This is a genomic window from Klebsiella sp. GG_Kp173, assembly GCF_040062415.1.
GTDB classification, from domain to species: Bacteria; Pseudomonadota; Gammaproteobacteria; order Enterobacterales; family Enterobacteriaceae; genus Klebsiella; species Klebsiella quasipneumoniae.
On the sequence record NZ_JBEAFZ010000028.1, the window covers coordinates 1 to 25,432 of the forward strand.

Annotated in this window: 23 protein-coding genes and 2 pseudogenes; 6 read left to right on the top strand and 19 right to left on the bottom strand. The window is 55.4% G+C overall.

What is annotated here, in order from left to right:
• Positions 1-65: 65 nt before the first annotated feature.
• The 4 genes from ABLU50_RS14410 to vapB all read right to left on the bottom strand — a co-directional run bounded on the left by ABLU50_RS14410 (position 66) and on the right by vapB (position 3,352).
• The gene (locus ABLU50_RS14410) at positions 66-1,088 is read right to left on the bottom strand and encodes a helicase UvrD (RefSeq protein ID WP_000361404.1); all 1,023 of its coding nucleotides are present in this window, start codon (positions 1,086-1,088) and stop codon (positions 66-68) included.
• Positions 1,073-2,635 carry an AAA family ATPase gene (locus ABLU50_RS14415; protein ID WP_004206609.1) on the bottom strand — a complete coding sequence of 521 codons (1,563 nt, stop codon included), beginning with the start codon at positions 2,633-2,635 and terminating at the stop codon, positions 1,073-1,075. Before ABLU50_RS14415 ends, ABLU50_RS14410 begins: the two co-directional genes overlap by 16 nt.
• 73 nt (positions 2,636-2,708) lie before the next feature.
• Positions 2,709-3,125 (bottom strand): type II toxin-antitoxin system VapC family toxin, encoded by a 417-nt coding sequence (locus ABLU50_RS14420; protein ID WP_001044770.1) that lies wholly within the window; start codon positions 3,123-3,125, stop codon positions 2,709-2,711.
• The gene (gene vapB, locus ABLU50_RS14425) at positions 3,122-3,352 is read right to left on the bottom strand and encodes a type II toxin-antitoxin system VapB family antitoxin (protein ID WP_001261282.1); all 231 of its coding nucleotides are present in this window, start codon (positions 3,350-3,352) and stop codon (positions 3,122-3,124) included. The genes ABLU50_RS14420 and vapB overlap by 4 nt, the downstream gene beginning before the upstream one ends.
• Between vapB and ABLU50_RS14430 the strand changes: the two are divergent.
• A pseudogene (locus ABLU50_RS14430) lies at positions 3,309-3,551 on the top strand (hypothetical protein); the annotation flags it as partial. The gene vapB and the pseudogene ABLU50_RS14430 sit on opposite strands and share 44 nt — an antisense overlap.
• A 266-nt stretch (positions 3,552-3,817) precedes the next feature.
• Here the strand turns inward: ABLU50_RS14430 and ABLU50_RS14435 are convergent.
• The 5 genes from ABLU50_RS14435 to ABLU50_RS14455 form a co-directional block, all read right to left on the bottom strand.
• Positions 3,818-4,393 carry an SLATT domain-containing protein gene (locus ABLU50_RS14435; protein ID WP_004206608.1) on the bottom strand — a complete coding sequence of 192 codons (576 nt, stop codon included), beginning with the start codon at positions 4,391-4,393 and terminating at the stop codon, positions 3,818-3,820.
• Between the two features lie 7 nt (positions 4,394-4,400).
• Positions 4,401-5,729 carry a nucleotidyltransferase gene (locus tag ABLU50_RS14440; RefSeq protein WP_004206607.1) on the bottom strand — a complete coding sequence of 443 codons (1,329 nt, stop codon included), beginning with the start codon at positions 5,727-5,729 and terminating at the stop codon, positions 4,401-4,403.
• A gap of 184 nt (positions 5,730-5,913) precedes the next feature.
• Positions 5,914-7,287, bottom strand: coding sequence for a hypothetical protein (locus tag ABLU50_RS14445; RefSeq protein ID WP_004206605.1), 1,374 nt, complete (start codon positions 7,285-7,287; stop codon positions 5,914-5,916).
• 10 nt (positions 7,288-7,297) lie between these two features.
• Positions 7,298-8,386: a transcriptional repressor PifC gene (gene pifC, locus ABLU50_RS14450; protein ID WP_032426215.1), complete on the bottom strand. Its 1,089-nt coding sequence runs from the start codon at positions 8,384-8,386 to the stop codon at positions 7,298-7,300.
• Between the two features lie 740 nt (positions 8,387-9,126).
• A complete protein-coding gene (locus ABLU50_RS14455) occupies positions 9,127-10,050 on the bottom strand; it encodes an IS5 family transposase (protein ID WP_040120127.1) in 924 nt (307 codons plus the stop codon).
• A gap of 78 nt (positions 10,051-10,128) precedes the next feature.
• Between ABLU50_RS14455 and ABLU50_RS14460 the strand changes: the two are divergent.
• The 5 genes and pseudogenes from ABLU50_RS14460 to hydA form a co-directional block, all read left to right on the top strand.
• A pseudogene (locus ABLU50_RS14460) lies at positions 10,129-10,896 on the top strand (sugar-binding domain-containing protein); the annotation flags it as partial.
• Positions 10,897-11,332: 436 nt separating this feature from the next.
• A complete protein-coding gene (locus tag ABLU50_RS14465; protein ID WP_040120128.1) occupies positions 11,333-12,091 on the top strand; it encodes a 3-oxoacyl-ACP reductase family protein in 759 nt (252 codons plus the stop codon).
• A gap of 231 nt (positions 12,092-12,322) precedes the next feature.
• Positions 12,323-13,813: a cytosine permease gene (locus tag ABLU50_RS14470; protein ID WP_052191562.1), complete on the top strand. Its 1,491-nt coding sequence runs from the start codon at positions 12,323-12,325 to the stop codon at positions 13,811-13,813.
• Complete coding sequence (locus ABLU50_RS14475) at positions 13,803-15,047, top strand: M20 family metallo-hydrolase (RefSeq protein ID WP_040120129.1); 1,245 nt, start codon at positions 13,803-13,805, stop codon at positions 15,045-15,047. Before ABLU50_RS14470 ends, ABLU50_RS14475 begins: the two co-directional genes overlap by 11 nt.
• Positions 15,044-16,429, top strand: coding sequence for a dihydropyrimidinase (gene hydA, locus ABLU50_RS14480; RefSeq protein WP_040120130.1), 1,386 nt, complete (start codon positions 15,044-15,046; stop codon positions 16,427-16,429). Before ABLU50_RS14475 ends, hydA begins: the two co-directional genes overlap by 4 nt.
• Positions 16,430-16,509: 80 nt before the next feature.
• Here the strand turns inward: hydA and ABLU50_RS14485 are convergent, their stop codons facing one another.
• From ABLU50_RS14485 to ABLU50_RS14530, 10 genes are all read right to left on the bottom strand, one after another.
• Positions 16,510-17,223, bottom strand: a complete 714-nt coding sequence (locus ABLU50_RS14485) for an FCD domain-containing protein (RefSeq protein ID WP_052191565.1) — start codon at positions 17,221-17,223, stop codon at positions 16,510-16,512.
• Positions 17,224-17,357: 134 nt separating this feature from the next.
• On the bottom strand, positions 17,358-18,251 hold the full coding sequence (gene puuE, locus ABLU50_RS14490) for an allantoinase PuuE (protein WP_102781620.1): 894 nt from the start codon (positions 18,249-18,251) through the stop codon (positions 17,358-17,360).
• A gap of 35 nt (positions 18,252-18,286) precedes the next feature.
• Positions 18,287-18,616 carry a RidA family protein gene (locus tag ABLU50_RS14495; protein WP_227633734.1) on the bottom strand — a complete coding sequence of 110 codons (330 nt, stop codon included), beginning with the start codon at positions 18,614-18,616 and terminating at the stop codon, positions 18,287-18,289.
• Between the two features lie 29 nt (positions 18,617-18,645).
• Complete coding sequence (locus ABLU50_RS14500; RefSeq protein ID WP_040120133.1) at positions 18,646-19,665, bottom strand: NAD(P)-dependent oxidoreductase; 1,020 nt, start codon at positions 19,663-19,665, stop codon at positions 18,646-18,648.
• 10 nt (positions 19,666-19,675) lie between these two features.
• Positions 19,676-20,554, bottom strand: a complete 879-nt coding sequence (locus ABLU50_RS14505) for an ABC transporter ATP-binding protein (RefSeq protein WP_040120134.1) — start codon at positions 20,552-20,554, stop codon at positions 19,676-19,678.
• Positions 20,547-21,431, bottom strand: coding sequence for an ABC transporter ATP-binding protein (locus tag ABLU50_RS14510; RefSeq protein WP_040120135.1), 885 nt, complete (start codon positions 21,429-21,431; stop codon positions 20,547-20,549). Before ABLU50_RS14510 ends, ABLU50_RS14505 begins: the two co-directional genes overlap by 8 nt.
• Complete coding sequence (locus ABLU50_RS14515; RefSeq protein WP_052191566.1) at positions 21,424-22,236, bottom strand: energy-coupling factor transporter transmembrane component T; 813 nt, start codon at positions 22,234-22,236, stop codon at positions 21,424-21,426. Before ABLU50_RS14515 ends, ABLU50_RS14510 begins: the two co-directional genes overlap by 8 nt.
• A 29-nt stretch (positions 22,237-22,265) precedes the next feature.
• Positions 22,266-22,877: a hypothetical protein gene (locus ABLU50_RS14520; RefSeq protein ID WP_052191567.1), complete on the bottom strand. Its 612-nt coding sequence runs from the start codon at positions 22,875-22,877 to the stop codon at positions 22,266-22,268.
• Positions 22,878-22,947: 70 nt separating this feature from the next.
• Positions 22,948-24,192, bottom strand: a complete 1,245-nt coding sequence (locus ABLU50_RS14525) for a Zn-dependent hydrolase (RefSeq protein ID WP_040120136.1) — start codon at positions 24,190-24,192, stop codon at positions 22,948-22,950.
• A 471-nt stretch (positions 24,193-24,663) separates the two neighbouring features.
• A complete protein-coding gene (locus ABLU50_RS14530; RefSeq protein ID WP_040120137.1) occupies positions 24,664-25,314 on the bottom strand; it encodes an MFS transporter in 651 nt (216 codons plus the stop codon).
• Positions 25,315-25,432: the final 118 nt, after the last annotated feature.

Consider the following 25,432-nt stretch of genomic DNA (forward strand, 5'->3'; position numbering starts at 1 on the left):
AGATGCGTGATCTGATCCTTCAACTCAGCAAAAGTTCGATTTATTCAACAAAGCCAGTCGGTAACTCAGTTTCGGAATCGGCGCAGATGAGTTTCGGGAACAAAATAAATGTTGCCGCGCGCCCGTGAGCATGCCACGTACAGCCTGTTACGGGACGACGGTGGAAGGGTTGCCAGTTCCTGACGGGTCAGAAGCTTCCAGTGGGAGGATCCCATCACAATGCAGACATCCTGAAAGTGATCGAGCCCTTTACTGGCGCCCCAGTTCATGGAATAGCAGCCGTAACGGTGATGTTCACGATAGAAGAGCTTAATCACCGTATTATCGGCGTGCAGGGTGGCTGAGCGCTCTGTATCTGCGATCGTTTCAATCAGGGAGGCATGTATCCCATGGGCAGCGATACGGATGTTCAGTTGCCCGGTGATAAACTCGCACACTGAAGCTGAGCAACGCCATGTCCGGTTGAGCGTGTCCCGGTCAACCGCGAAACCTGCTGCGTCGAAGCGGGCCTCATATCGCGTGATGTCGTCGTGCAGCGTTGAATTAACGTTGCCGTCATGGCTTGTATCAAAGGTATGCTGATAAAAATCGCCGCAACAGAGCACAGTGATTTCCGCGCGGCAGAGCTCCAGCAGAAAATTAAAGTCATGTCCGGCAAAGTCCTGGACTTCATCGACAAGCAGTTCATCATAGTAACGGGCAAGCCGGATACGGATATCCGGCAGCAACCCCCGGGCTGTCAGTAAATGTGCGAGCCTCCGGTGATACAGCCGTCCGGCGGGATCCTGATAATGCCGGGCATTCGTGCGCGGTATTCTGGGTGGGGGCTGGTCGAAGCTCAGGCCACGCGATGCCAGCTGCTCCTGCAGGAAAGGCCGGAAGCAAAAACCGTGCAGAAACTCAAACCAGGTCATCACCCTGATCCCTTCCGGGATAAAGCCAAAACGTCTGATAATCTGTGCCCGCAGATGCGCTTCATTATTCACGGTGAAGGTCAGGAGCAGCGTCCTCCTGTCCTCACTCAACCGTCGTATCAGCAGCGTGGTCTTGCCCGAGCCGGCAACCGCAAATATCACTCTCTTATCCATGCCAGTGCCTCCTGAATATAATCAGGTACGGTCAGCTCTCCGGCGTGCAGCTGTAACAGCCGGAATGCTGCTTCTGCCTTATTGGCCAGCATGTATTCCTGCACCGTGAGTGTCCGGCGGGGTCCGCGGAAAAGCGTATCACACAGATCAGCGTTATCCTGATACAGGCTGATTTCAAATGTGGATCGGGTGTTATCGCGATCAGCAAATACCCGGGAGCGGGAACAAATCACGTCAGCATAGCGTTCATCGCAGTTTTGCTGATAGTTGCCGTCATTATCACGAAGGGCCGCGACGCGATTTTCCAGAAGACGGGCCAGTTCAAGATAACGACGGAAACTCGTTCCGCCGATAGCGATGATGTGAACTCCGTCTTCCTCCGGTGCCCTGCCATACAGGCGGCGATAAAAGGCCTCGATCAGAATAAACTCAGCATCCCCCTCCACGAGCAGCACACGTCTGGCCAGCGCAAATTCCAGTACGTTATTATCCGGTGCTTTCATGAAGAAGGCGGCAGTCTCAGCGGAAAGTTCATTCATCAGTACCGGCCGGGCAGACCCGAGGAGGATTGCCTTACGCAGATCGAGGCGGGAGGAGATATGGCTGCTGTGTGTGGCAATAAACACCTGCGTCTGCCGTTCAGTGGCAAGCTGATTAACCAGCCTCTTCATACTGACATGGCTGAGATGATTTTCCGGCTCCTCAAGCAACAGTACGTGGAGCTCTCCCTGCTGCTGATGCCGCTGCAGCGCAAACTCCGTTTTGATGAAGCACTGCCTTCCTTTTCCACGGTGACGAATGGAAATACCGTCCTCGGTAATGTCCAGATTCGCCTCAAGCCCTGATTTAGCACCGGAACGCACGCCAAACTGATACGTTTCCAGCGTGTCGTTTATGGCTGACAGATGCCGGGTGCAGAAGTGCATTTTCTGTTGCCGGTAACTGTTTTCAAGCCGGTACCGATCGGCCACCGGCACATTGACGCTGTAAACTGTGCGCGTATATTCCTGTGCGGCGTGCTCGTTATCGATGCGTGCACTGTCTAAGAGCAGATGGCGCAGATAGCGTCTGAAGCTGGCGAAATGACCACCGGAGAAGGTGCTGAACCGCACGGAATAGTATTCATAGGGAAAATTATCGGGATCCTGCTGTAGTACATTGTGAATATCCTGGCCGTATTCCTCCGTCATTGGTGCAATACGCATTCTGAGACCATCCGCATTGATACCCGCCAGATTTTGCCTGCCGTTCAGGTCAGGATCTCCCCCATTACTCAGGAAAACGTCAGCTGTCAGCACGGGTAACTGATCGGCGCGGCGCTCACCTTCCTGAAACTGCCTTACTGCTGACTGGGACAGGAGCGATTCCACACCCAATGCCTCGACCCGGTGCCGGCTGTCACTCAGCACAAGGTCAAGGGCCAGCAGAATCGTGCTTTTCCCGGACTCATTGTCCCCGACCAGAATGTTACGGTCATGAGTGAAGCGCAGGTCCAGTTCCGGAAACTTTTTAAAGTTTTGCAGCATAAGCCGCGTGATCAGAGGCATCTTTTATTCCTTTATATACCGCTGACTGAAAGAGTGTCCGGCTGCGCCAGACCGCCTGTTTTGTTTTACAGCGTTATCTTACCCAGTCTTCCAGCACAAGACCCGGTACCCGCTCAAATTCCCGCGTATTATTCGTCACCAGCACGGCACCGGCGGCGATGGCGTGCCCGGCAATGGCCGTGTCGTTCGGGCCGATCGGCGTCCCGGCCATTCGCAGCGCCACCTTAATCTCCGTGGTGGCGTCCACCGCAGCGCGATCCCAGGGCAGGATGGCATCGAGGCGGGCGCAGAACGCGTCGACCAGCTCGACGTGGCGCGGGGAGGCCTTCGGGCCGGTGGCCCCGAAGCGCATTTCAGAATAAGTGATGGCCGAGACAACGATGCGCTGGCCGCGCAGCACCGCCTGCTCCAGGCGCTTCAGGACGGCTTCCGGCTGCTCGCGCATGATGAACGAGCAGATACAGGTGTCGAGCATATAGGTCTTGTTCACAGGTTAAATCGTCCTTCGTCGCTGACAACGTCCTCGCGCTCCGCCATAAAGTCCGGGTCTGCCTTCTCGAACTGCGCGAACGAGCCCCAGGTCGGCCGGACGGGACGCAAAATAATGCTGTCCCCTTCCCGGACGATCTCCAGCTCGCTCACTCCCTCAAAATCCAGATCGCGGGGCAGACGAATGGCGCGGTTATTGCCGTTTTTAAAAATGGATACAGTTCTCATCATTTCCTCCTGGCCGACCGGCCTGTATGACTATGTTCAGTATATGCAGATGCAAAGCATATGTATAGTCATAGCATATGCAGATGGTAAGTATATGCGTATGCCACACCTATGCAGATGCCCGGCATATGGATATGTTGAACCTATGTTGTATTCTCTCTTTTCCCGGTCAGATCCGAAAAAAGCTAAAGCCGGATCTTAACTGGCTAATTAGGTAACGAATTTACCGACTGCCATGACTCTGGTTGTGTTGATAGAGGAGACTTCAGCTTCTAACTCTGCTGATGAAGCCCAGGAGCGACACCTCGCTCTGAGCAAGTAAGACAACGGAAGGGTCTGAAGTATGAATTGACCTGCAGAATAGCAGGTCAATTTTATTGAACGTAAATTAGATGGTGATACCGGCTATACATATACATCGCATATTTGCCAGTCAGCTTACTGAACTTTTCATCGACAGCAACATCAGGACGTTTTCCAGATGACAGCTATAGTGAAAATGATCACCAGACCGGCGAGAAAGCAGAGCGAAAGCGGAATTTTATCCTTCAGTGTCAGGTTCAGTTCTTCTTCAACCCATGCTTTCTCAAATTCACAGTAAAATTTATAATGTGCGTACCAGTTACTTCCGAAGATCTGTTTGCTAATGACTGTACCGTAAAACCGGGACATGATAGCGTCGATGGATTGCTGTGTATGCTGATAGTCAAAGTTTGCATCGCTTTTCACGTTGCGGTATATGACTTCAAGTTCATTAAAAATTTTGGTCTGCTCAATCCCCGCACTTTCATAACTCTGCTTTTCCGAGTCATAAAACTGAATGTACATGGTAGCAACACCAAATATAATTAATATCGCGGAGATGACGTTTGTGGCCAGCTCAGGAATGAAAAGGGCGAACACACCGACAGCAAGAGAAATAAAGCTAATCCAACCGGATGCCTTACAAATCAGATCATAGGTGGCAAAGTTTTTCTTAGCGCCAAATCCGACGTTATAACCGTGTCGGGCGATTAATTTCAGCATCTCTGATTGCGTCATAAAAACCTCAGCTTATGGGAACTTCAATCTGTGCCCGGGCAACCACAACCTCATTTTTTATCACATAGCATTCTACCACGTGATCTCCACGGAAGTCGGTAGTCTCTTTCTTCGTATAGTAGCCGCCGTCCGGAACGATTTGTCCCCGGATCATATTTCTTCTGCGTGCTTCGTCACCCACGTTCAGTACCTTCCACATAACGGTGTAGGGTTCCTCTGCCTCCATTTCTGTCAGGTCTGCCCGGAAAAGGAGAGATTTTCGGGCGGAGAGGCGAAATCTTCTGGTAAGCATCTCCCTCAGGCTTCTGGGAGGGAAACCATCCTGGGTTACGGTACAGTCAAGATTGAGTGAGTACTTGATATCCACCGGATATTTTTCCTCTATAAACTCTTCGGTATCGGCCCAGGGAGCAGCATCAGCCGCATGCGATTCCAGAGCGAGGCGGGCTTCCATAATATCCACCTTACGTCTGGGGAAGGCTCGTCCGAACACTTTGCGCCAGCGGTCATTTTCACTGGCAGCACCCTCAGCGTCTAAGGCATCACAACATAGTTCATACGCGTGTTTCGCTGCCCGACCAAACCAAGGGGATTTAACACGTACATATTGATTACTGCCTAACGCGAGATACCTTTCCCTTCTCTCCTCATTTGACAGATATTCAAAAAAGTCTCTGGCGAGGACTCCCAGACTGCCATTTCCGGTATTGTCATAATCTGATGTTGATGAAAGAAAGCGATACGCCAGTGTGTCTATCAGTAAGCCACCCATATTGACGCCATGCAGGTTCTTCCAGGCTCTGATCATTTTACACAGCTTGCGCAGATTGTTGGATTTATCTCGCGAAAATGCGGTCATAGCCGCCTTTTCGTGAAGAGGTTTTGTAATGCGCCATGCTCCCCCATTATAGCTTTCAGGGAATTTAAAGCTGCCATCATCCTGTCTGAATACTGGTTGAACCTCGACATGAAAGTTTTTAAAGACGACCTGAACGACCAGCCTGTCCTTTTTCACCGTCTGGTCAGGATATTCTTCCGCCAGAATGTTTCTGACATCTGTGAGCAATGCAGACTGACCATTATCCTTATGGTTATAATATTCATACTGATTGGGGGGCATAATATAAAGCATATCCAGATCGGATATGCCTTTTATTGCGGTATGTCTACCTACTGACCCCACTTTCAAGCGATTTGCTACCCGGGAACTAGTTCCTCTGAACGCAAGATTTAATGACTTGGTTATTTTTCGATAGTGATAGCTGATCTTTTTGGCCTGTTTAAGGTCAAGATTCAAATTTTCAAGAAATTCGCTGAACAACTCCCTGCGGCTCATGGTGTTTCCTTTGATATGTGAAACATTAACTTACATTATCATTACACCTTATAAAAACCAAGGTCTTCGGAGGTGAGCTTTATGTATGGCTCTATGACTTAAACTTTTACAGGATAGCCTATAAAAATAAGCCATGAAGTCATTCCTGACAGATGAAATGCTCTGCCTAAGCACGGTCTGATTACTACTTCTTCATGCACTTAATTGCCGTGGTGCGCAGGAGAAACCAGGACGGATGATGGGTTACATCTCCATGATGACGATGAGCCCCCAACACAGCCTGCAGGAGACTAACTGCTCCAGCGGCCATATTCAGCAATGAAGGTGATCCCATATAACCCAGCACTGCCGGTACGGCGAGCAGTGCAGTGTCCTGCATACTCCTGCGCTTCCATATGCTGAGCTTCTGGTGAAGTTCATCCAGCCCTTCATCCGCAATACGTTCCCGGAAACGCTGCTGCAGGAGGCGGATCTCATCCGGACCGGACGCGCGCTCCATTTCAACTGCACAGTCACGCAAAGAACGCCTGAAGGCTGTCACGCTTGGTTCGTAATCGGTACGGATGCGAAAAATGTCGTGTAAAGACAGGTCCTGCAGAAACGGGAGCTCAATTTCCAGCATCCGACGTGAAAGTCTACCCGGTTCATCCAGTTTCTGAAGTATTTTGCTCTGGAATGTACAACGAGTGACAAAAGAGGCACCAGCCCTGGCTGACTGGCTGATATCAGTAAGGAGACCGCGATAATGAAAGTACATGCTACGATTTCTGGCTCCGTTTACCCATCGCTCATACCCTTTACGGCTTTCATGTTTACCGCGGGTGATCCTTGCTATAAACGTCCCGTCTTCGTTTATCCGGACAGGCCGCATTTCCTGATAAATATACGCATTGGTGAAAGGACTGAGGCAATCCCGTAATTCCAGCACGATCTCGTCCGGCAATGTTTTTTCTGACACAAACCTGAAATGCCCTTCGTCACCCACTCGCCTGATGCCCCGCACGGAAAGGCTTCGTTCATAGAGCTGAGCCACAGCCGGAGGCATCACGCTGTGAAGGAAATGCCGGTCAGGGTTATCCTGCAGGAGCTGCATCCTGCGCTGCTGTTCATGCCTTGCTGATTCACAAGGCGTGAAAGCAATGAAACCGGCCTGAATCAGAAGAAAATTGTCCTTAGCAAAACGAATGAAATGCGCAACACCAGTTCTGATATCCCCAAGCCTGTCGGTTTCTCTGTTATGTACCAGATGATCCATCGCCTGGGATGATTCAACAATTTCAAGCCGTAATGCCGCTTCTTCCAGCGCATCGGTCAGGATTATTCGCTCAGCTGACAACAATCCGGGTCGATAAAGGGCTACCTGGTCGTGACGGGCAATCCACAGGCTGAGAGGAGAGTGTTCGGGATTATGCCACTCGCTCCGGAGTACGCTGACCGCGTGGAGATAACGGCTAAGTGCTCCCATCAGCGCTTCAGCGTCGAGGACAGAATAGTCTTTTGCCAGAAGACCATTATCCCACAGAATACTGTCGGTTAAGGCGGGAAGGTTATTGTACATGGGAGTCTCCTCACAGATCTCCGTGCAGGCAGCGCAGACCGGTCAGGGGTTCCGCCAGCGTGCCTTCCGCGCATCGCCTAGTGAGCTCCCGGACCAGCGTCTCAAAGGCCTCAGCCGTCAAAAACATCCGCAGGCCGTCGATACCGAAGAATCCCTCCGGCGTGACATGTCCGGGCGGGGAAAACATCACGCGCTCGCCCTGGTGGCCGTGCGCCAGGGCTTCCGGATGGCGGGCGTACAACGTGAACAGGCCCAGCAATTCGGAGAACGCTTCCCAGCCGTACGGCACCACGAAGTCCTGGCCGGTGATCAGCAGGTGCAGCCGCGGTGTCTCATACCAGGCGCCCGGGCGCGCGCCGGGGTGCTGGCCGTCGATGCGGATCTCCAGGCGCAGCGTACCGGCCTCAATGGTTTCCGTTACGGCCGGGATCACCGGGCGCAGCTCCTGGGCCAGGTCTCTGGCCTTTTCCCCGTTCCAGTCCAGCCCACGCAGCATCAGCGGGAAAACAGCTTTCAGCCGCGGCAGGGTGAAGATTTCTGCCAGCACCGCGTCCGGCACCTCCGCCAGGCCAAAACAGTCGCTCTCGAGCGGACGCAGGAGGTGTTCGGCATACATCTGATCCACGACCGGGCGCAGCGCTGCCCGGAAGTCGTCAAACTCTTCCGTCCAGTTTTTCCCGGCCAGGCGGAAAATCCCCTTCAGGTAGTGACCGTCAACCGGACGGTCGTGCTCCACCTGCCAGGCCAGCAGGTTGCCGGTGATGTCCAGCAGCGTGTCCAGGGCCGGGAGTGTGGCCAGCCTGTTATGCCCGCGCATGAAGGCCTCCCTGGCGTGAACCAAGACAAAGCGCAGTTCGTCGCGGGAGAGCGCTGACGTGCCAAAGGTCTGGCCGAGAATGATATGCCGGTACAGCTGCCGGACCGTGGCCTCCGGATCGGCAATGAGCTGAAAATACCCGTCGCCGGGCGCGACCGTTTTCAGTCCGTCATCGAGGAAGCGTTCGGCCAGGGCGTTGACCGAAGTATTTTCGCGACCGGCGCGCACTTTCAGCGCCTCGATCAGCTTTTTATGAAAACGCAGGTTAAGCTGGCTGAGCATCATCGTTCCTTGCATGTTTGTTTTTCTCTTCATGCTAACCTAGCATTTTATTGTTATCCATTAATCAACTTGTTTTGATTTCCAAAATTGTGATGAATCATTAATTACTAAATGTGATGATTATACCGCTACAGTAATGTATATCCCTTCTAATTTCAGCGGAGATCCGAAAACCCTGAGTTCCGGATCTGCCGGAACGGCTCCGGCGCGCAGCGGCCCGGAAACACAAGATGTAGCGGTGTTCCTGGCTGACGATGACGCTAGATGTTGTGTCCCTCCCCTGCCCCGTGACCCGGCGCGCAGCAGCAGAAAACAGTGCTTCGCTTACTTCCTGACCGTGGTACACTTCCGGAAACTGCGGAATAACATAAAAGTCGGATCTGGCCGGAATGGCCATCCGGTAATTTAACAGCGTGGCTATATGGCTGCTTATTATCAGTCTAAAAATAATTACAGAATGGGAAATTCATCCAGGTGACAGATGCAGTGTTGTGCTCAGCTAATTATCCCTTGCGTCATAATTACTCAGAGTGACTATTTGTTAGGAGACTAAATGCATGCATCAATGGTTCATGTCTGGGAGTATCTGACACGTTGTGGTCATAAATTCCTATGGCTAAAAATTAACCCTCTACCTCCAGGATATACCGGTTCGGTATACAGAGCGCAGTTTGAAATTTACAGCGGCTTTGTTGAATAAATCAGATTTGGGGCGAGTCCTCCTGTAGCTGTCTGAATTTTCAGGCAATACGCACGCTTTCTGGCATTCCAGCCTTTGTCATCCTGTTCAGCGCCCGCACCATGGCCATAGCTTCCGCTACCTGACCATCGTAGTCACGCAGCGTCAGTGAACCTCCCAACAGCTGCTTCATTCTGTACATTGCCGTTTCCGCTATCGAACGACGGTTATATTCCGTTGTCCATTTCCACCGTGCATTGCTTCCGCTCAGCCGCTGATTAGCAACGGCACGGTTGCGGTCCGCATACTCGCCTGGCCAGTAACCCGCTCCCTTCCGGGGAGGAATAAGGGCACTGATTTTCTTACGGCGCAGTTCATCGTGACATAACCGGGTATCGTAAGCGCCATCTGCGGCGGCTGACCTGATTTTCCGGTGGGTCTGCCGGATTAACCCGGGGAAAGCCTCTGAGTCCGTTACGTTATTCAGCGACAGGTCTGCACAGATGATTTCATGTGTTTTGCTGTCAACGGCCAGATGCAGCTTCCGCCAGATACGGCGGCGTTCTTTGCCGTGTTTCCTGACTTTCCATTTGCCTTCACCGAAGACCTTAAGCCCGGTGGAATCAATCACCAGATGCGCGATTTGCCCCCGTGTGACCGTTTTAAAACTGACACTGACCGACTTTGCCCGCCTGCTGACACAGCTGTAATCCGGACAGCGCAGCGGAACACCCATCAGGGTGAAAATGGAATCAATGAAGCCCTGAGCAGCCCGCAGGGTCAGCCGGAATACGCGTTTAATCACCAGAACGGTAGTGATGGCAAGGTCAGAATAGCGCTGAGGTCTTCCGCGTGCTGAAGACGGAGATGTGTCATACCACGACTTAATCGCCTGCTCATCCAGCCAGAAAGTCAGGGAGCCACGGTTGATCAGAGCTTTGTTATAAGTGTGCCAGTTGGTGATTCTGAACTTCTGCTTTGCCACGGGACTGCCTGCGTTGTCAGGGGATGCGTGATCTGATCCTTCAACTCAGCAAAAGTTCGATTTATTCAACAAAGCCGCACCCAACTGGAAAAGCAGCTCAAGGAGCGTTTCCCTGTCAGCCGCGCGCTTATCGCCCTCGATCACAATGATGAAGATGAACAGCGTCGGCAGGTGGCCACGCTGGTGTCCGGGCATCTCAATAATGTACTTAAAGACAACGTGGTGGTCGCCGTCGGGCAGGGCCGCAACGTCGCCGCCGTGGCGGAATTTTCCGGAACCATCCAGGCCCGGGATTGTCGTTTCATTTGCGGAATAGGCGGCACCCATCGCCCCGGGGACGTCATTAACGCCGACCATATCAGCCGTCTGCTGGCAAAAAAATTCGGCGGCAGCAGCGAATCGCTCTACGCCCCTGCTTATGTCGAAAACATGCAGTTAAAAGAGCTGCTGCTGCACAACGGCACCATCAAGGAGACGCTGGATCGCGCACGTAAAGCAGATATTGCGCTGGTGGGTATCGGGGATATGAACGAAGAAAGCTATATGGTGAAGCTGGGGTGGTTTACGCCGCAGGAGATCAACGAGGCCAGCCTGAACCAGGGCGTTATCGGCGACATCGCCGGATATGATTTCTTTAACGCCCGGGGCGAACATGTCAATACCGTTATGGACAACCGGGTTATCGGCATCAGTCTGGAAGAGCTGAAGCAGATCCCCTGCGTGATCGCCATCGCCTCGGAAAACACTAAAGCAATGGCGATTATGGGGGCGCTGCGCACTGGCGCTATCGATATTATCGCCACCAGCGCGAGGAATATCCGCACCATCCTGAACATCAGCCAGTAAACCCTGGCCTCTCTGCCACCGGTTTCAGGGCCCAATGGTTGCCCATACCGTCGCAGTGGCCCTGCCTGTGGCCTGCCCGCGCTTTCAGCGTAAAAGAATAACGCGACGTTGTTAACATTTAGGGATAATTTTTAACCCTGGAGTGTGATGCCATTCATACTTTTTCCCTATGAAAGGATGAACATCCTTTCCGTCATTTTATAACATGTTGTTTTATTGATTAAAATTAACCACCGCCTCCCTTTTTTATCCGCCGGCGCCCTCCTTGACTTGTTCATCATCATAGATGATGATGAACTTAACAAAAAGTTAACCATCAGGGTTTTTAGCCCGTTTTACGCGCAGTTTATGGGGCGCCGGAGACGAACCCGCCGGGACAAAGGCCACGGCTATGCGCGGTTTTATATTTAATAACCCACTGAGTTGAGAGATTAAGATGAAACTAAAAGGTAGAGTCGCGGTGATTACCGGCGCCGGCCCGGGAAATGGAATTGGCCGCGCCATTGCCCTGACTTTTGCTAAACATGGGGCGCAGCTGGCGATTAATTATTTTGGTAACACACCTCATGTCAAAGACGCTATCCAGCATGAAATGGCGGATTATGGTGACGATGCCATTGCGGTGGAGGGGGATATTTCCCGGGAAGAGACCGCCCGCCAGTTAATTGAAAAGACGCTGGCCGCTTTCGGACGCATCGATATTCTGGTTAATAATGCCGGCATCTCCACCCCGGCGCTGTTAAAAGATATGACGGCGGAAAACTGGGATCGCATGATTGCCGTCAATTTAAGAAGCGTATTTTTAACCTCACATTATGCCGTGCCGTCGATGATTGAACAGGGTTTCGGCCGTATTATTAATATCTCTTCCCAGGTAGCCCAGAAAGGCAGCGTCGAGCATTGCCATTATGCGGCGGCAAAGGCGGGAATTATCGCCTTTACCAAATCTGCCGCCCTGGAGCTTGGCCGGTATGGCATTACCGCCAACTGCATCGCCCCCGGCCCGGTACAGACGCAGCTAATGGGCGAAGTCAGCGATGAATGGCGCACTAATAAGCTAAAAGAACTGGTTATTCCGCGTTTTGGCCATCCCGATGAAATTGCGCCAACGGCGCTGTTTTTAGCCTCCAGTCCGGATGGTAATCTTTATACCGGCCAGACATTAGGGCCGAACTGCGGCGATGTGATGCTGTAGTAACCCGTACAGTGATACCTGAATCATTCAGGTTCAGGAAGGCGGCAAGAGAAGGGATCCCGATGAGCTTACTCAGGTAAGTGATTCCGGGGAGTGAATCCCGCCCGCGCATCTGCAACCTGAAGTATGAGGATATATCCCTTTTATATCCCGTTTACTTTTATTCCAGCCGGCGGTTCTGCTTATTTAACGGGCAGAGCCCGGGTGCCACATCGTGCTTAAGGGGTAGCAATGAGTGAATTAAATAATACGTTAAAGGATAGCGGCGCCCCCACCGTCGCCGGCTTTGACCCTGCGCTTTATAACGCCGACCTTGCGCCCATGCAGGGTAAAAATAAAAACTGGACGTGGTGGTCCTATTGCGCCATCTGGATGGGCATCGTTCATAACCTGGTGGCCTGGCAGGTGGCGGCCAATCTGATTGCCCAGGGCATGAGTTTCTGGCAGGCATTTTGTTGCGTCTCGCTGGCCTATGGTATCGCCTTTCTGGCAATCGTCATTAACAGCTATGCCGGCGCAAAATATGGCGTGCCGTTTCCGGTGTTAATTCGCGCCGCGTTCGGCACCAGAGGCGCCTGCATTCCGGTATTCCTGCGTGCCGTGCTGGGGGTTTTCTGGTTCGGCGTGCATATGTATCTCGGCAGCATGGCGGTTAACGCCATTCTCGGCGCCGCTTTCGCCGCCTGGGAGCAGCTTGGCCGCTACCCCCTGCTCGGCATGCCGTTAAATAACTTTATCGCCTATGTCATCACCTGGCTGCTGCATGCCTGGATTATTACCCATAATATTGAGCGGGTCAGGAAATTTGAGACCTGGGCCGGCCCGCTGATTATGCTGGTGGGGCTGGGCCTGGTGGGCTGGGCGGCGAATAAAGCGGATGGCTTCGGCAATTTGCTCTCCCTGCCGGGCACCCTGAGCGGCGCCCACTTCTGGCTGACCTTCTTTATCGGTATGTCATCCCTGTTGGGCACCGTCGCCACCCTGATCCTGAATATTTCCGATTTAACCCGTTTTTCCCGCAGCCAGAAAGATCACCTGATTGGCCAGGGCATAGGTATGCCGGTCATGTTCGCGGTTTTTTCAGCCATGGCGCTATTAACCACCGCCGGGACGCTGATTGCTTTCGATAAACCGTTAACCAATCCAATCGAGGTCCTGATGCAGTTTGACCATCCATTGGTCGTTATTATCGGCGCCGCCTCTATTCTGATCTCCACCCTGTCGGTCAACGTCGGGACCAACGGCGTCGCCGTCGGCTACGACCTGACCAGCCTGCTGCCGAAGGTGCTTAATTTCAGTAAATCAGCGCTGATCGCCATTATTATCGGCGCCCTCTCCGCCCCCTGGCTCTGGTATCGCGAAGGGGGCTCGTTTGAGATGGTAATGGGGGCCATCGGCGCCACCATGGGGCCGGTGCTCGGCATTATGCTGGCCGATTTTTATATCGTCAGGAAAAGAAACTATGACGTAAACAGCCTGTTCCGCCATAGCGGCCGGTATGGGCAGTGGAATAGCTATGCCGTCATTGCCTTCCTGCTCGGTATTGTCTCTGCCTTTATCGGCCTGTTCACGCCTTCGCTCACCATCCTGTACAGCTTTAACTGGTTTATTGGCGTCGGCGTGGCGGGTATCGCCTATCTGTTAATGATGACGCTGAGCAAAAACCGCGTGTCCATTGCCGGACAACTCATAGCCACTGAGAGCGTAGCCAATGATAAATGAAGCAAGATTAGCGCAACGAATTGAACAACTGGCATTAATTGGTAAAACCCCCGAAGGGGGCGTGACGCGTATCGCGCTGACCGAAACCTATCGCCAGGGGCTGGAATTAGTCAGCGCATGGATGCATCAGGCCGGGATGACCACCCGGCTGGATCAGGCCGGTAACTTAATCGGCCGGCTGGAGGGGAGCTTAGCCGGTCAGCCAGCGATTGCCATTGGTTCGCACATTGATTCGGTCGGCAACGGCGGCAAATATGACGGGGTTATCGGCGTGCTCGGCGGCATTGAGGTGGCGCAGCATATTCATGAAGCGCAGATTGCCCTGCAACGACCGCTGGAGGTGATCGCATTTTGTGAAGAAGAGGGCTCCCGCTTTCAGTCCGGGGGGGTGTTCGGCAGCCGGGCGATGGCCGGCAAAATCGGTGCCGACGATTTAGCGGTGCGGGACGCCGCCGGCGCGACCCGTTATCAGGTGCTGAAGGGGTTTGGCCTTGATGTGGATAATATCGCGCAGGCGGTACGAACCAGCAATGATATTCAGCTCTACCTGGAGATGCATATTGAGCAGGGGCCCATTCTGGCGCAGGCCGGCGTGCCGGTGGGCCTGGTGACCGGTATTACCGGCCTGTCGCTGACCGAGGTGATCTTCGAAGGCGAAGGGAATCACGTCGGCGCGACTCCGATGTCGATGCGTAAGGACGCCCTGCTGGGCGCCTGCGAAATTGCCCTGGCGGTAGAGGAGATCGTGAATAAGTATGGCGGCACGGCGGTAGGCACCGCGGCCACCATGGATATTTTACCCGGCCAGGTCAATATTATCGCCGGCAGAAGCGCGACGGTTATCGATGTCCGGGATATCGACCTTACGCGCCGGGAGCATATTTTGCAGGCGCTGGCGCAGAGGGCCCAGGCCATCGCCGAAACCCGCGGGCTGAACGTCCGGTTTAACACCCGACTGAAGGCCAATCCGGCGATGACGGCGGATCACGTCCTCGCCTGCATGAGGCGGGAGAGCCAGCGCCTGGGGCTACAGGTAATGGAACTGCCGAGCGGCGGCGGCCATGACGCCCAGCTGATGGCCGAATTCACCCATATGGGCATGATATTCGTGCGCTCGGAAAACGGCAGCCACAATCCGCAGGAGTATGCCTCCCCCCAGGATATCGCCAGCGGAACCCGCCTGCTGGCGCAGGTCGCCCTGCATTATCTGAATAAAGAGGAGCCAGCATCGTGAGCACCATCATCAAAAATGGTACCGTCGTGACCCCTTCCGATACCTTCAACGCGGATGTTAAAATTGTCGACGGCACGATCTCCGCCATTGCACAATGCATCGCGGTAACGGAAAACGACAGGGTTATCGACGCCAGCGGCCAGTATCTGTTTCCCGGCGGCATCGATCCCCATGCCCATCTGGCCATTAACGGCACCGTTGATGACTTTAACAGCGGTACCCGGGCGGCGGCGGCGGGCGGTATTACCACCGTGATTAACTTTACCGACCCCGACAGGCACCAGCCCTCCTTTCTGGAAAACCTTAATCAATGGAAGCAAAAGGCGCAAAGTTCGCTGATTGATTACAGTTTTCATTCGATTATTAACCGCTGCGACGACGGGGTGCTGGAGGAGATCGCCCGCTTGCCCGACGAGGGGGTGACCTCCATCAAGCTGTTTATGGCCTATCGCGGCAGCGTGATGGTTAACGACCAGCAGATGTATCGTTTAATGGAGGCGGCCGCCAGGGCCGGGATGGTCACCAATATTCATGCGGAAAACGGCGACGTGATTGACGAACTGATTCACCACGCCGTCCGGAACGGGCAAACCGCCCCCCTCTACCACGCCATTACCCGTCCGGCCGCGCTGGAAGCGGAGGCGACCAGCCGGGCGCTGCGCATTGCCGAGGTGCTTGACGCGCCGGTTTACATCGTCCATGTCACCTGCGAGGCGGCAATGGACGAGGTGGCGCGGGCCAAAAAACGCGGCGTCAGGGCATGGGGGGAAACCTGTCCGCACTATCTGGTGCTGGATGATACCTGTCTGAAAAAAGAGAATCGCGAGGCGGTAAAATATATCTGTTCGCCGCCGCTCAGAACCCCGCACGACCAGCAGGCGCTGTGGAAGGGACTGGCGGAAGGGACGCTCTCCACCGTCGGTTCGGATCATGCCTCCCATCCTTACCACAACGGTAAGTTACGGGGCGAATTTGATTTCACCAAAGCGCCGAACGGCTTGCCCGGCATCGAGAACGGTTTTTCACTGCTGTACCACTTCGGGGTCGCCGAAGGACGCTTGTCCCTGCAACAGTTTGTCGGGGCCACCAGCCATAACGCGGCGAAAATCTTCGGCTTATACCCGCGCAAAGGCGCCCTGCAGGTGGGTTCCGACGCCGATATCGTGATCCTCGATCCCGCCCGGCGCTGGACCATTCGCCAGGATAAACAGTGGCAGCGGACGGAATATAACGTCTATGAGGGCACCGAACTGAGCGGACAGATTACCCATGTGCTGTCCCGGGGCGAGGTTATCGTTAAAGAGAACGACATCGTGGGCAGATCGGGACGGGGTCAGTTCGTGGCGCGCAGCCGCTACGGCGCAGCGGAGAGTTCAGGCTGATCCTCCGCCCTCCCTACCCTGACTTGAAGATGCCGCTGTGGCCCTGTCAGCCACGGCGGCAAACGTCTGCGCCGGCAGCGTTAGCGGGCCCGGGACACCGCGTCGATAAACTTATCAAAGTGTTCCCGCATGATGGCTTCAGCCTGCTGCGCGTTTCGCTCCTCAATCACCTTCGCCAGCTGCAGATGATCCTGGGCTATCAGCTTTAGGCTCCCCGCCAGCGACCGGTCCAGCAGCATCGAAAGCGAACCGTAACCCGGCTCGTAAAACAGTTCGACCATGACGGAAATCATGCGGTTATGGGAGGCCTTGCCCACCAGCACATGGAAATTCTGCGCCGCCTGGCCCCGGTGATCGGATTCCGCGCAGTGCAGATGGGTGTGGGCGGAATGGTGAAGCTGTTTGATCTCCTCTTCCGTGGCCCTTGTCGCGGCAAGCCAGGCGGCCTGGGATTCAATGGCGCGGCGAAAATAGAGCAGCTCAATGAGATCCTCCCGCCCCTCGGGCCTGGCGGCGCGGGTAACCTTTTCACTGTACAGCGAGGTTTTTTTGCGCAGGCGCAGCTCGTCTAAACGTTGATAACCGCAGGAGGTCAGGATCCGCCCGCGCTTGGTTAAGGTTTCCGTATACCCCTGCTCATCCATCTGACGCAGAAAACGGCCGGCGGTGGCTTCACTCATGCCGATGCCGTGCTCCTTAAAAGCCTCAACCAAACGAAAGGCGCCAACCGGCGCGGCCGCGCCGTCAAGCAGGCTCAGCGCAACCAGCTCCTTTTCAACGTCATACTTTGCCATCTGTCTGTTCCGTTGTATTAAGATAATGGCGCGTATTATTACAGATCTGATAGCCTAAAGCAGTTATTTGCGTTGCGGCGGGCGAACAGATTTTGCGCGGGGCAACCCGTTCGCCCGCCGGTGAGGATAAACCTTTAGTCGCCTGAAAAATGCCGGTGCCAGTGGCGCGCGATATCCACCCGTCGCGTCACCCAGACGCCGGGCCGGGCGCAGACGTAGTCGAGGAAACGCGCCAGGTCGGCGGCCCGTCCCGGTTTGCCGCTGATGCGGGTATGCAGGCCAATGCTCATCATTTTCGGCTGCTGTTTGCCCTCCTGATACAGCAGATCGAACGCCTGAATCAGGTAATCGGAAAAGTTAGGCGCCTGAAAACCATAGCTGTTGACATAGCGGCCATCGTTATTATCGAGGGTATAGGGGATCACCAGATGGCGATGCCCCTGCACGATTTCCCAGTAAGGCAAATCGTCCGCAAAGGAGTCGGAATCGTAAAGGAACCCGCCCTGCTCGACAATCAGCCGGCGGCTGTTCACGCTCATCCTGCCGGTATACCAGCCCAGCGGCGCTTCGCCTGTGACCTCAGTATGTAATTTCACCGCCCGGGCAATATGCCGCCGCTCCTCCTGTTCCGGCATCTCGGCATAGTTTATCCAGCGTAAGCCGTGGCTGGCTATCTCCCACTGCGCCTCGCGCATTGCCGCCACCGCTTCGGGATGGGTGGCCAGCGCCTGGGCGATGCCATACACGGTTACCGGCAGCTGCCGCTCGGTAAAAAGACGGTGCAGGCGCCAGAAACCGCTGCGGCTGCCGTATTCATACTGGGACTCTACGTTCAGATTTCGAATATTACTGAATTCACGGGTCGGCTCTTCGGTCAGGAACGCTTCAGATTCGCGATCGCCGTACAGCACCGATCGCTCGCCGCCTTCCTCATAGTTAATCACAAACTGCACGGCAATGCGGCTGTCGTTCGGCCAGCGCGGATGTGGCGGGTTGGCGCCATAGCCAATAAGATCTCTTTCAGACATAATCATCATCCATAGCGGGAACAGAGTGGCGCATATTACGCCTCTTTCAGACAGGTCACCTGAATTTCAACCTGCAGCTCAGGCCGGGCCAGGCGGGTTTCGACGCAGGCCCGCGCCGGCGCATGCCCTTCCGGCACCCAGCTGTCCCAGACCGCGTTCATCTCATCGAATTTGGTAATATCGGTCAGCCATATCTGCGCGCTAATCAGCTGCTCTTTTTGACAACCGGCCTCGGCAAGGAGGCCGTCGATTTTTTCCAGCACGTTCCGGGTCTGGACGGTTACGCTGTCGGTCAGGTCATCGGGCACCTGACCGGAGAGGCAAACCACCGTGGCGTTAGCGCTGTACTCAACCATCGCGCTCATTCGTTTACTGGTCTGGTAACGTTTCAACATTATTGACTCCTCTGTTTTTCATCTGCTGAAATAAAGGCGGCCGGGTTTTCCCTCGCCCACTGTATATATTGCGCGCACTGCTCCTCGACAGGCTGCGGTCGCCAGTCAATCGCCGAGGTAAGGCGCCCGATGTCATAGCAGCCGTTCTTGCCATAGCGCTCGTTCGGATCGCTGTCGATATCCGCTTCCCCCTCGCCGGTCCAGCGAATTTCAACCGGAAACTGCGCCACCAGCGTGGAGAGCGGCGTCCCCTGGCCGGAGGCCAGGTTATAAACCCCCGTCGGCGCCTCGACGGGGAAGAGGCGCACCAGCGCCCGGGCCACATCGTCAACGCTAATCCAGTCGCTCAGGGCGTGTGCGCTGCGTTGAGAAATCGTCACCGGCTTCTGGCGCAGCGCCGCCTGCATTAACCGGTAGGGGATGGACATCGAGGCGCGGGCGGAAGTGGGCCGCTCCATCGCGCCAAAGACTTTGGTCATTCTGACGATGGCGACGGGGAGCCCGTGCAGTTGCATAAAGCGCTGGCAGATCTGTTCGGCGGCGAATTTACTGATGCCGTACAGCTCATCGGGATAAAACGGTCCGCTTTCCGGCTGTAGCCCCTCCGGGGTCTCCGGGCCCCGGCCGCCGTATACCGCGGCGCTGCTGATATAGAGCGCCTTTTTGACCGAACGGCACGCCACCGCGGCCTGCAACAGATTCAGCGTACCCAGGGTGTTAACGGTGATAAAGCGCCCGGGCTGCTCCCGCTCCCAGGCATCAACGTGCGTCACCGTGGCGCCGTGGATAAGGTAATCAGGCTTCACCTGGTCGAATAAGGTATTGATGGCCTGCGCGTCGGTGATATCGGCCTGTAGCAGGGTGAGACGGTGACGGTGGTCCGCAAACAGCCTGGCGGCAGTTTCATCGGGTCCGGCGATATCGATGCCGACGATCTCCGCCTGCGCATATTTCGTCAGGATCTCTTTTGCCAGCATACTCATTACAAAACCGCACAACCCGGTGATCATAATTTTCATTGCCAGCTCCTCAGGCTTTTTTACGCAGGGGGAAAGGGTCGCCAGCTTCAGCGGCGGTCAGGATCGCCGCGCAGCGCGCGACCGCTTTATCCACCGTCAGCAGGCCGGGTTCCCCTATCGCCAGACCGAACTGCGCGATCTGCGGCGGCCTGACGTTGGTGGTTTCCAGCACCTCGACGCGGGAGAAAACTGCTTCGGGCGTGCCATCGGCCAGCACGCTGCCGCTGCGCATGGCGACAATGCGGCTGGCGTACTTCGCCACCAGCGCCATATCGTGCGAAATGATGATCACCGTGTTGCCGGCGGCGTTGTACTGTTTCAGCACGTCGAGGATCAGCCGCGATTCGCTATGATCCTGGCCGGTGGTGGGCTCATCGACGATAACCACCTCCGGCGCCATCACCAGGATGGCGGCAATGGCCAGCCTCTGCCGCTCGCCGCGGCTTAAGTGCGCCGGGTTACGTTGCTGATAACCCCCCAGCCCGACCTGCTCCAGCATGGCGGCGATAAGCCCGGCGCGGCTCTCCTTCGCCACCGCGAGATTCGCCAGCCCGAACTCAAGCTCGGCCGCGCAGCTGTCGTGAAAGATTTGCCGGTCGGGATTCTGAAATACGTAGCCCACATGTCGGGCGATGCGATACAGCGGCAGTTTGCGGGTATTGAGCCGTTCTCCCGAGCGCGTCAGGATCTCGACCTGCCCCTGGGGGCTGGTGGGGTGCAGCATGCCGTTAAAATGTTTAACGATGGTCGATTTACCCGAGCCGTTTTTACCAATAATGGAGATGAACTCGCCGCGCCGGATATGGAAATCCAGCTTATTCAGCGCGCGCACCTCCCCCGGATACGTATGCTCCACCCCGGTTAATGAAATGACGTTATCGTTATGCATTCTCTTCCCCTCCCGCCTCGCCCCACGGCGCGTTTAGCTCCCGCCAGATACCGGACGCTTCGGCGACCGTCATCGCCAGCCGCTGCGCCGGCCAGAGATGGCGCGCGGCCATCTGCAGGCTGAACGCCAGCACTTCCGGACAGTAGTTCGGGTTGCCGCGCTGAAATTCGCCAATGCAGACGTCGGCCGGCTTGCCCAACGCGGCAACATTGCCCCCATCCAGCACCAGCAGCCGATCGGCATACTCCGCCAGCTCCTCGATTTTGTGTTCGACCACGATAACCGTGACCCCCTCATCCGCCAGAATACGAATGGCGTTCATCACGCTCTCCGTACCGGCGGGATCCAGCTCCGAGGTCGGTTCGTCCAGCAGGATGATTTCCGGATTCAGGCAAAACACCGAGGCCACCACCACCCGCTGCTTCTCGCCGCCGGATAACGCATGGGTAAAGCGGTCGAGCAGCGGCTCAATATCAAACAGGGCGGCGGCGCGGGCCATCTGCGCGGCGATTTTTTCCAGCGCGAAACCGCGGTTCTCCATGCCCCACGCCAGCTCCTCCCGCACCAGGGTGTTAACCAACTGAACTTCAGGATCCTGCAGCACCAGCCCGACCCGGGCGCTGACGTCCGTCAGGCTGGCGTACTCGCGCACTTCCCGGCCGAACAGCCTCACCTCCCCCTTGTAAGCCGCCTCCTTTTCATGAAACGGAATCACCCCGGACAGCACCTTTAAGAGGGTGGATTTTCCCGCGCCGGTGGCCCCAACAACGCCCAGCACCTCGCCCCTGCGTACCGTAAATGAGACCTCGTTAAGGGCGCGCGTTTCCGCGCCGTGAAAACGCAGCGCCAGGTCGCGCACTTCTATCACCTTATCCATGCCTTACCGCCCCCGTCAGTGGAAAAAGCGTCACCCCCTGATGCTGTATCCACAGCATGGCGGCGACGAAAATTATCGCCATAAGCATCAGCGCCACATCGCTGCCCCGCAGCCTGAGGGTACGAACAAACGTGCGCCGGGTCCCTAAGCCATATCCACGCAGCTCCATGGAGAGGGCGATATCCGCGCTGCGCCGCATGGCGCCGATAAGGATAGGCACAATCATTCTGACGATGGCGCTGCCCCGGCGCAGGGGATTACGAGAGCTGACGTCAGCGCAGGCCCTGACCGACATCGCCTTCAATAGCACGCCGGCCTCCTCCTGCATCAGCGGCAAAAAGCGGAAAGCGAAGCTGGTCAGGTAGGCGTAGCGATAGGGCACGCCCGCGCTGTGCACCGCCAGCGCCACCTCCCCGGGACTGGTGGTGGCGGAAAAGCCCAGGAAACAGACCCCCATGGTCAGCAGGCGCAGGCCTAACGCCAGTCCCAGCTGCACCCCCTGCGCGCTGAGGGTCACTCCCCCCAGGGTGATAAGCGGCGCGCCAGGCTGTACTATGCCCTGCAATACCACCAGGATAATAATCAGCGGCAAAATAAACAGCACCACGCGCATATAAGCGCTGAACGGGGTTTTCGCCAGCAGACGCAGCGCAATCACGGTGTCGAAAAAGGTCAGTAATAAAATTTCCGTCCGTGTGGTACTTAATGCCAGAATTAAAATAGCCAGTAACGCAATGAATTTAGACCGTGGGTCAGCCCGGTGTAAAAAAGAGTCGCCTGGTTTATATAACATTGAGCCGCTCATAATGATTTATCCTGTCGGTTATTATTGCGCTAGATGGTATTAACGGTATTGTTCCCCCCGGCCGTCGTTACCAGCCCGGAGTTAATTAGCCGGCGCAGCACCAGATAAGAGACCAGACCACCTAATAAATAACAGGGCTGAATAACCGCAATCTGGAACAGAATAAATTTAAACGGCATATGTAAAATAATGGCATTGCCGATGCCAAACATGGCCGCGTCGCACAGGCCGGCGATCTGGTTAATCACCAGAAACTGCAACAGCGACAGGCCGCGCATTTTCGGCTTGATCCACAGCGTCAGCAGCACCAGCGGCAGGGTGTGGGAAATATTGGTCAAGAACAGGAACGGCGCCATCGGTTGCGAGGCCGTCAGGTTAGAGATAATGGGATTAATCCAGGCGGTAATTAATGCGCCGGTCACGCCATAAAAAAGCGCCGCCGGCGACCATATGGCACACACCACCACGGCGGAAACAATCGGAATGGTTCCGCCGGTGATGGCTAAATCGATACGTTCGGTTATCTGCAATAAAACAGCCATTGCCAGACCAAGAAAGACGCAGGTAATAATACTTTTGGTATCGCGCGGCAATACCCGAAAATGCCAGTCCGGCAGGACTGACCAGCGAGAATATGACATATTTTCACCTTTAATGAGAGAATGTTATCCGGCGTCAGACCAGCGGCTGACTGTTTATATTGTGAAACAGTTACCAGGCAAGTTTATATAACGCACCGGCCAGCACTTTTATTCCCTGAACGATATCCTCGATGGAGGAAAACTCATCCGGGGTATGGCTGCGGCCATCCTTACTTTTTACGAACACCATCGCCACATCGGCAATAGCGGCCATTTGTTGCGTATCGTGGCCCGCCCCGCTCGCCATAGTCATGGTAGGAATTTGCTGATGATCCGCCGCTTCCTTCAGGGTTTTAATCAGGGTCGGCGCGCTGAGGCACGGAATATGGTTAATCTGTACCTGCCAGCTGATATCGAGATTACGGCGCTGCGCCACTTCCCGCATCATCCCTTCATGGGTGGCATACAGTTTTTCCGCGCTGGCGGGATCGGGATGACGGGCATCCACCGTAAACACCACCCTGTCGGGGATCACCGCCGTGGCGTTAGGGCTGACGTTAACCCTGCCTACCGTGGTTACCGCCGGACGTCCCCAGCGGTGGGCGGTATTGACCACGCCGCTGGCGATCTCCGCAAACCCCTGCATCGGATCCCGGCGCAGATCCATCGGGAAGGCGCCGGCGTGGTTCTGGGTACCCCGCAGCTCAACCTCGTAGTGGCGAATGCCGGTTACCGCGGTGACGATGCCGACCGGCAGCCCGGCCTGCTCCAGAATGGGCCCCTGCTCGATATGCAGTTCAATGAAGGTATCAATATCATCGCGTTTGGCCTCCGGTATGCGCGCCGGATCGAGGCCGATATCGCGCATGGCTTCGCCGATGGATTTGCCGTCAAAGCCGATAATATTGTCGACATCTTCCGGCCTGATGCGGCCGGTAATGGCCCGGGATCCCCAGAAGTTGGCCGCCGGGAAACGGCTCGACTCCTCTTCGCAAAAGGCGATGGCTTCCAGCGTTCGCTTCGGCTGGCCGAACTGCTGCTTTAAACAGCGCAGCGCAATTAGCGCCGCCAGCGCCCCCAGCGCGCCGTCATAGCGACCGCCCGGGGTTTGCGAGTCGATATGCGAACCCGACACGATGGATTTGCCCTTTTCGCTCCCTTCCAGCACCCCCCACACGTTTCCCACCGCGTCGCGCTTAACGGCTAATCCTGACTCTTCGCACCACCGGGCATACTGGTCGGTCGCCTCAACCCACTCCGGGGAATAGACCGTTCGCCAGACGCCGGTTTCATGGGAAGCGCCATATTTCGCCAGCGTCATAATATACTCTTCAACCAGTTGCGGGCTCACGTCGATATGCTGATATTCACTCATTGTTTTTTCCTTACCGTTGGTTTCATGCATCATCATCATTGAGGATGATGAGCAAGTCAAGAAGTGGCATAATTGTAAAAACAATGAATGAATCACATAAAACTCATTTACAATCAATTAGTTAATTAATGAAGTAATTTTAACTATTCATTTACGATAGGAAAAAAGAATGAAGGTTTTGCAGACTGCAGCACATCATGACCGCCCTCCAGGTAAACACCATGGGTTGTCATAACCATTAAGGCGACTTTTCAGTACGAAGAAAAAGAGGAAAAAGTGATTACCCGACGAGCCGCCCGGGCAACAGCGTGCAGAAAGGAGAGAGTAGCTGCGCCCTGGCTGCGCGGAGAGCAACGTCTCCATCGCAGGCGCCGCGCGGAGAAGCCCCCTCCGCTACGGACGCCGGACGAATTAAGGAGGATGCCCCCTCCGCCGATCGCGCTTTGCCGGTTCAAACCGGCACGGCAGCCTTCAGGCTTTTTTTAGCGCGCCTTCGCTCCCGGGGCTGGCTTCATCATGCATACAGGCGGCGTCGCCGTGGCTGAGGTAGCGATAAGGCCCGAGAAACAGCATTAACAGCGCGCCGAGGAAGCAAGCGCCGCCGCAGGCGATCAGGCTGATGTGATAGCCGCCAAAGCGATCGAAAACGTAACCCATGCTGAACGGGCCGATCACCGGTCCGATAAAATGGATGGCGAGAATGCGATTATAGATGGCACCATACTCCCGCTCGCCAAAATAGCGGCGCGCCATAAACGCCAGTAAATCACTCTCCGAACCCGACGCCAGGCCGACAAAGAACACCGGTAACAGCCCCAGCAGGGACGGCGCCGGCGTGAAGAGCGCCAGCGCCAGTAATGCCGCGCCGCTGGCGCTGAAGGTAACGAAGGCGACCAGCCTTGCATGCAGGCGATCGACGACCAGCCCGGTACAAAAACGCCCGCACAGCCCGCCCACGCCGAACACCACCGGTATCTGGGTAATCAACCAGCCCGGCATGTGACGATCGCTGAACAGGGCTATCATATGCACCGAGGCGCCAATGGTCGCGGCGGAGACCAGCAGCGCGCCGATGGCAAGATACCAGAAACGCCCGGTGCGGATCGCTTCGCCGCGCGTCATGCCGGTAGCCTCACTTACGACCATGCAGAACTATTATTTGATATTTATTGGCATCAAATTACACTAAGGAAGGTGCGAACAAGTTCCTGATATGAGATCATCATATTCATCCGGAGCG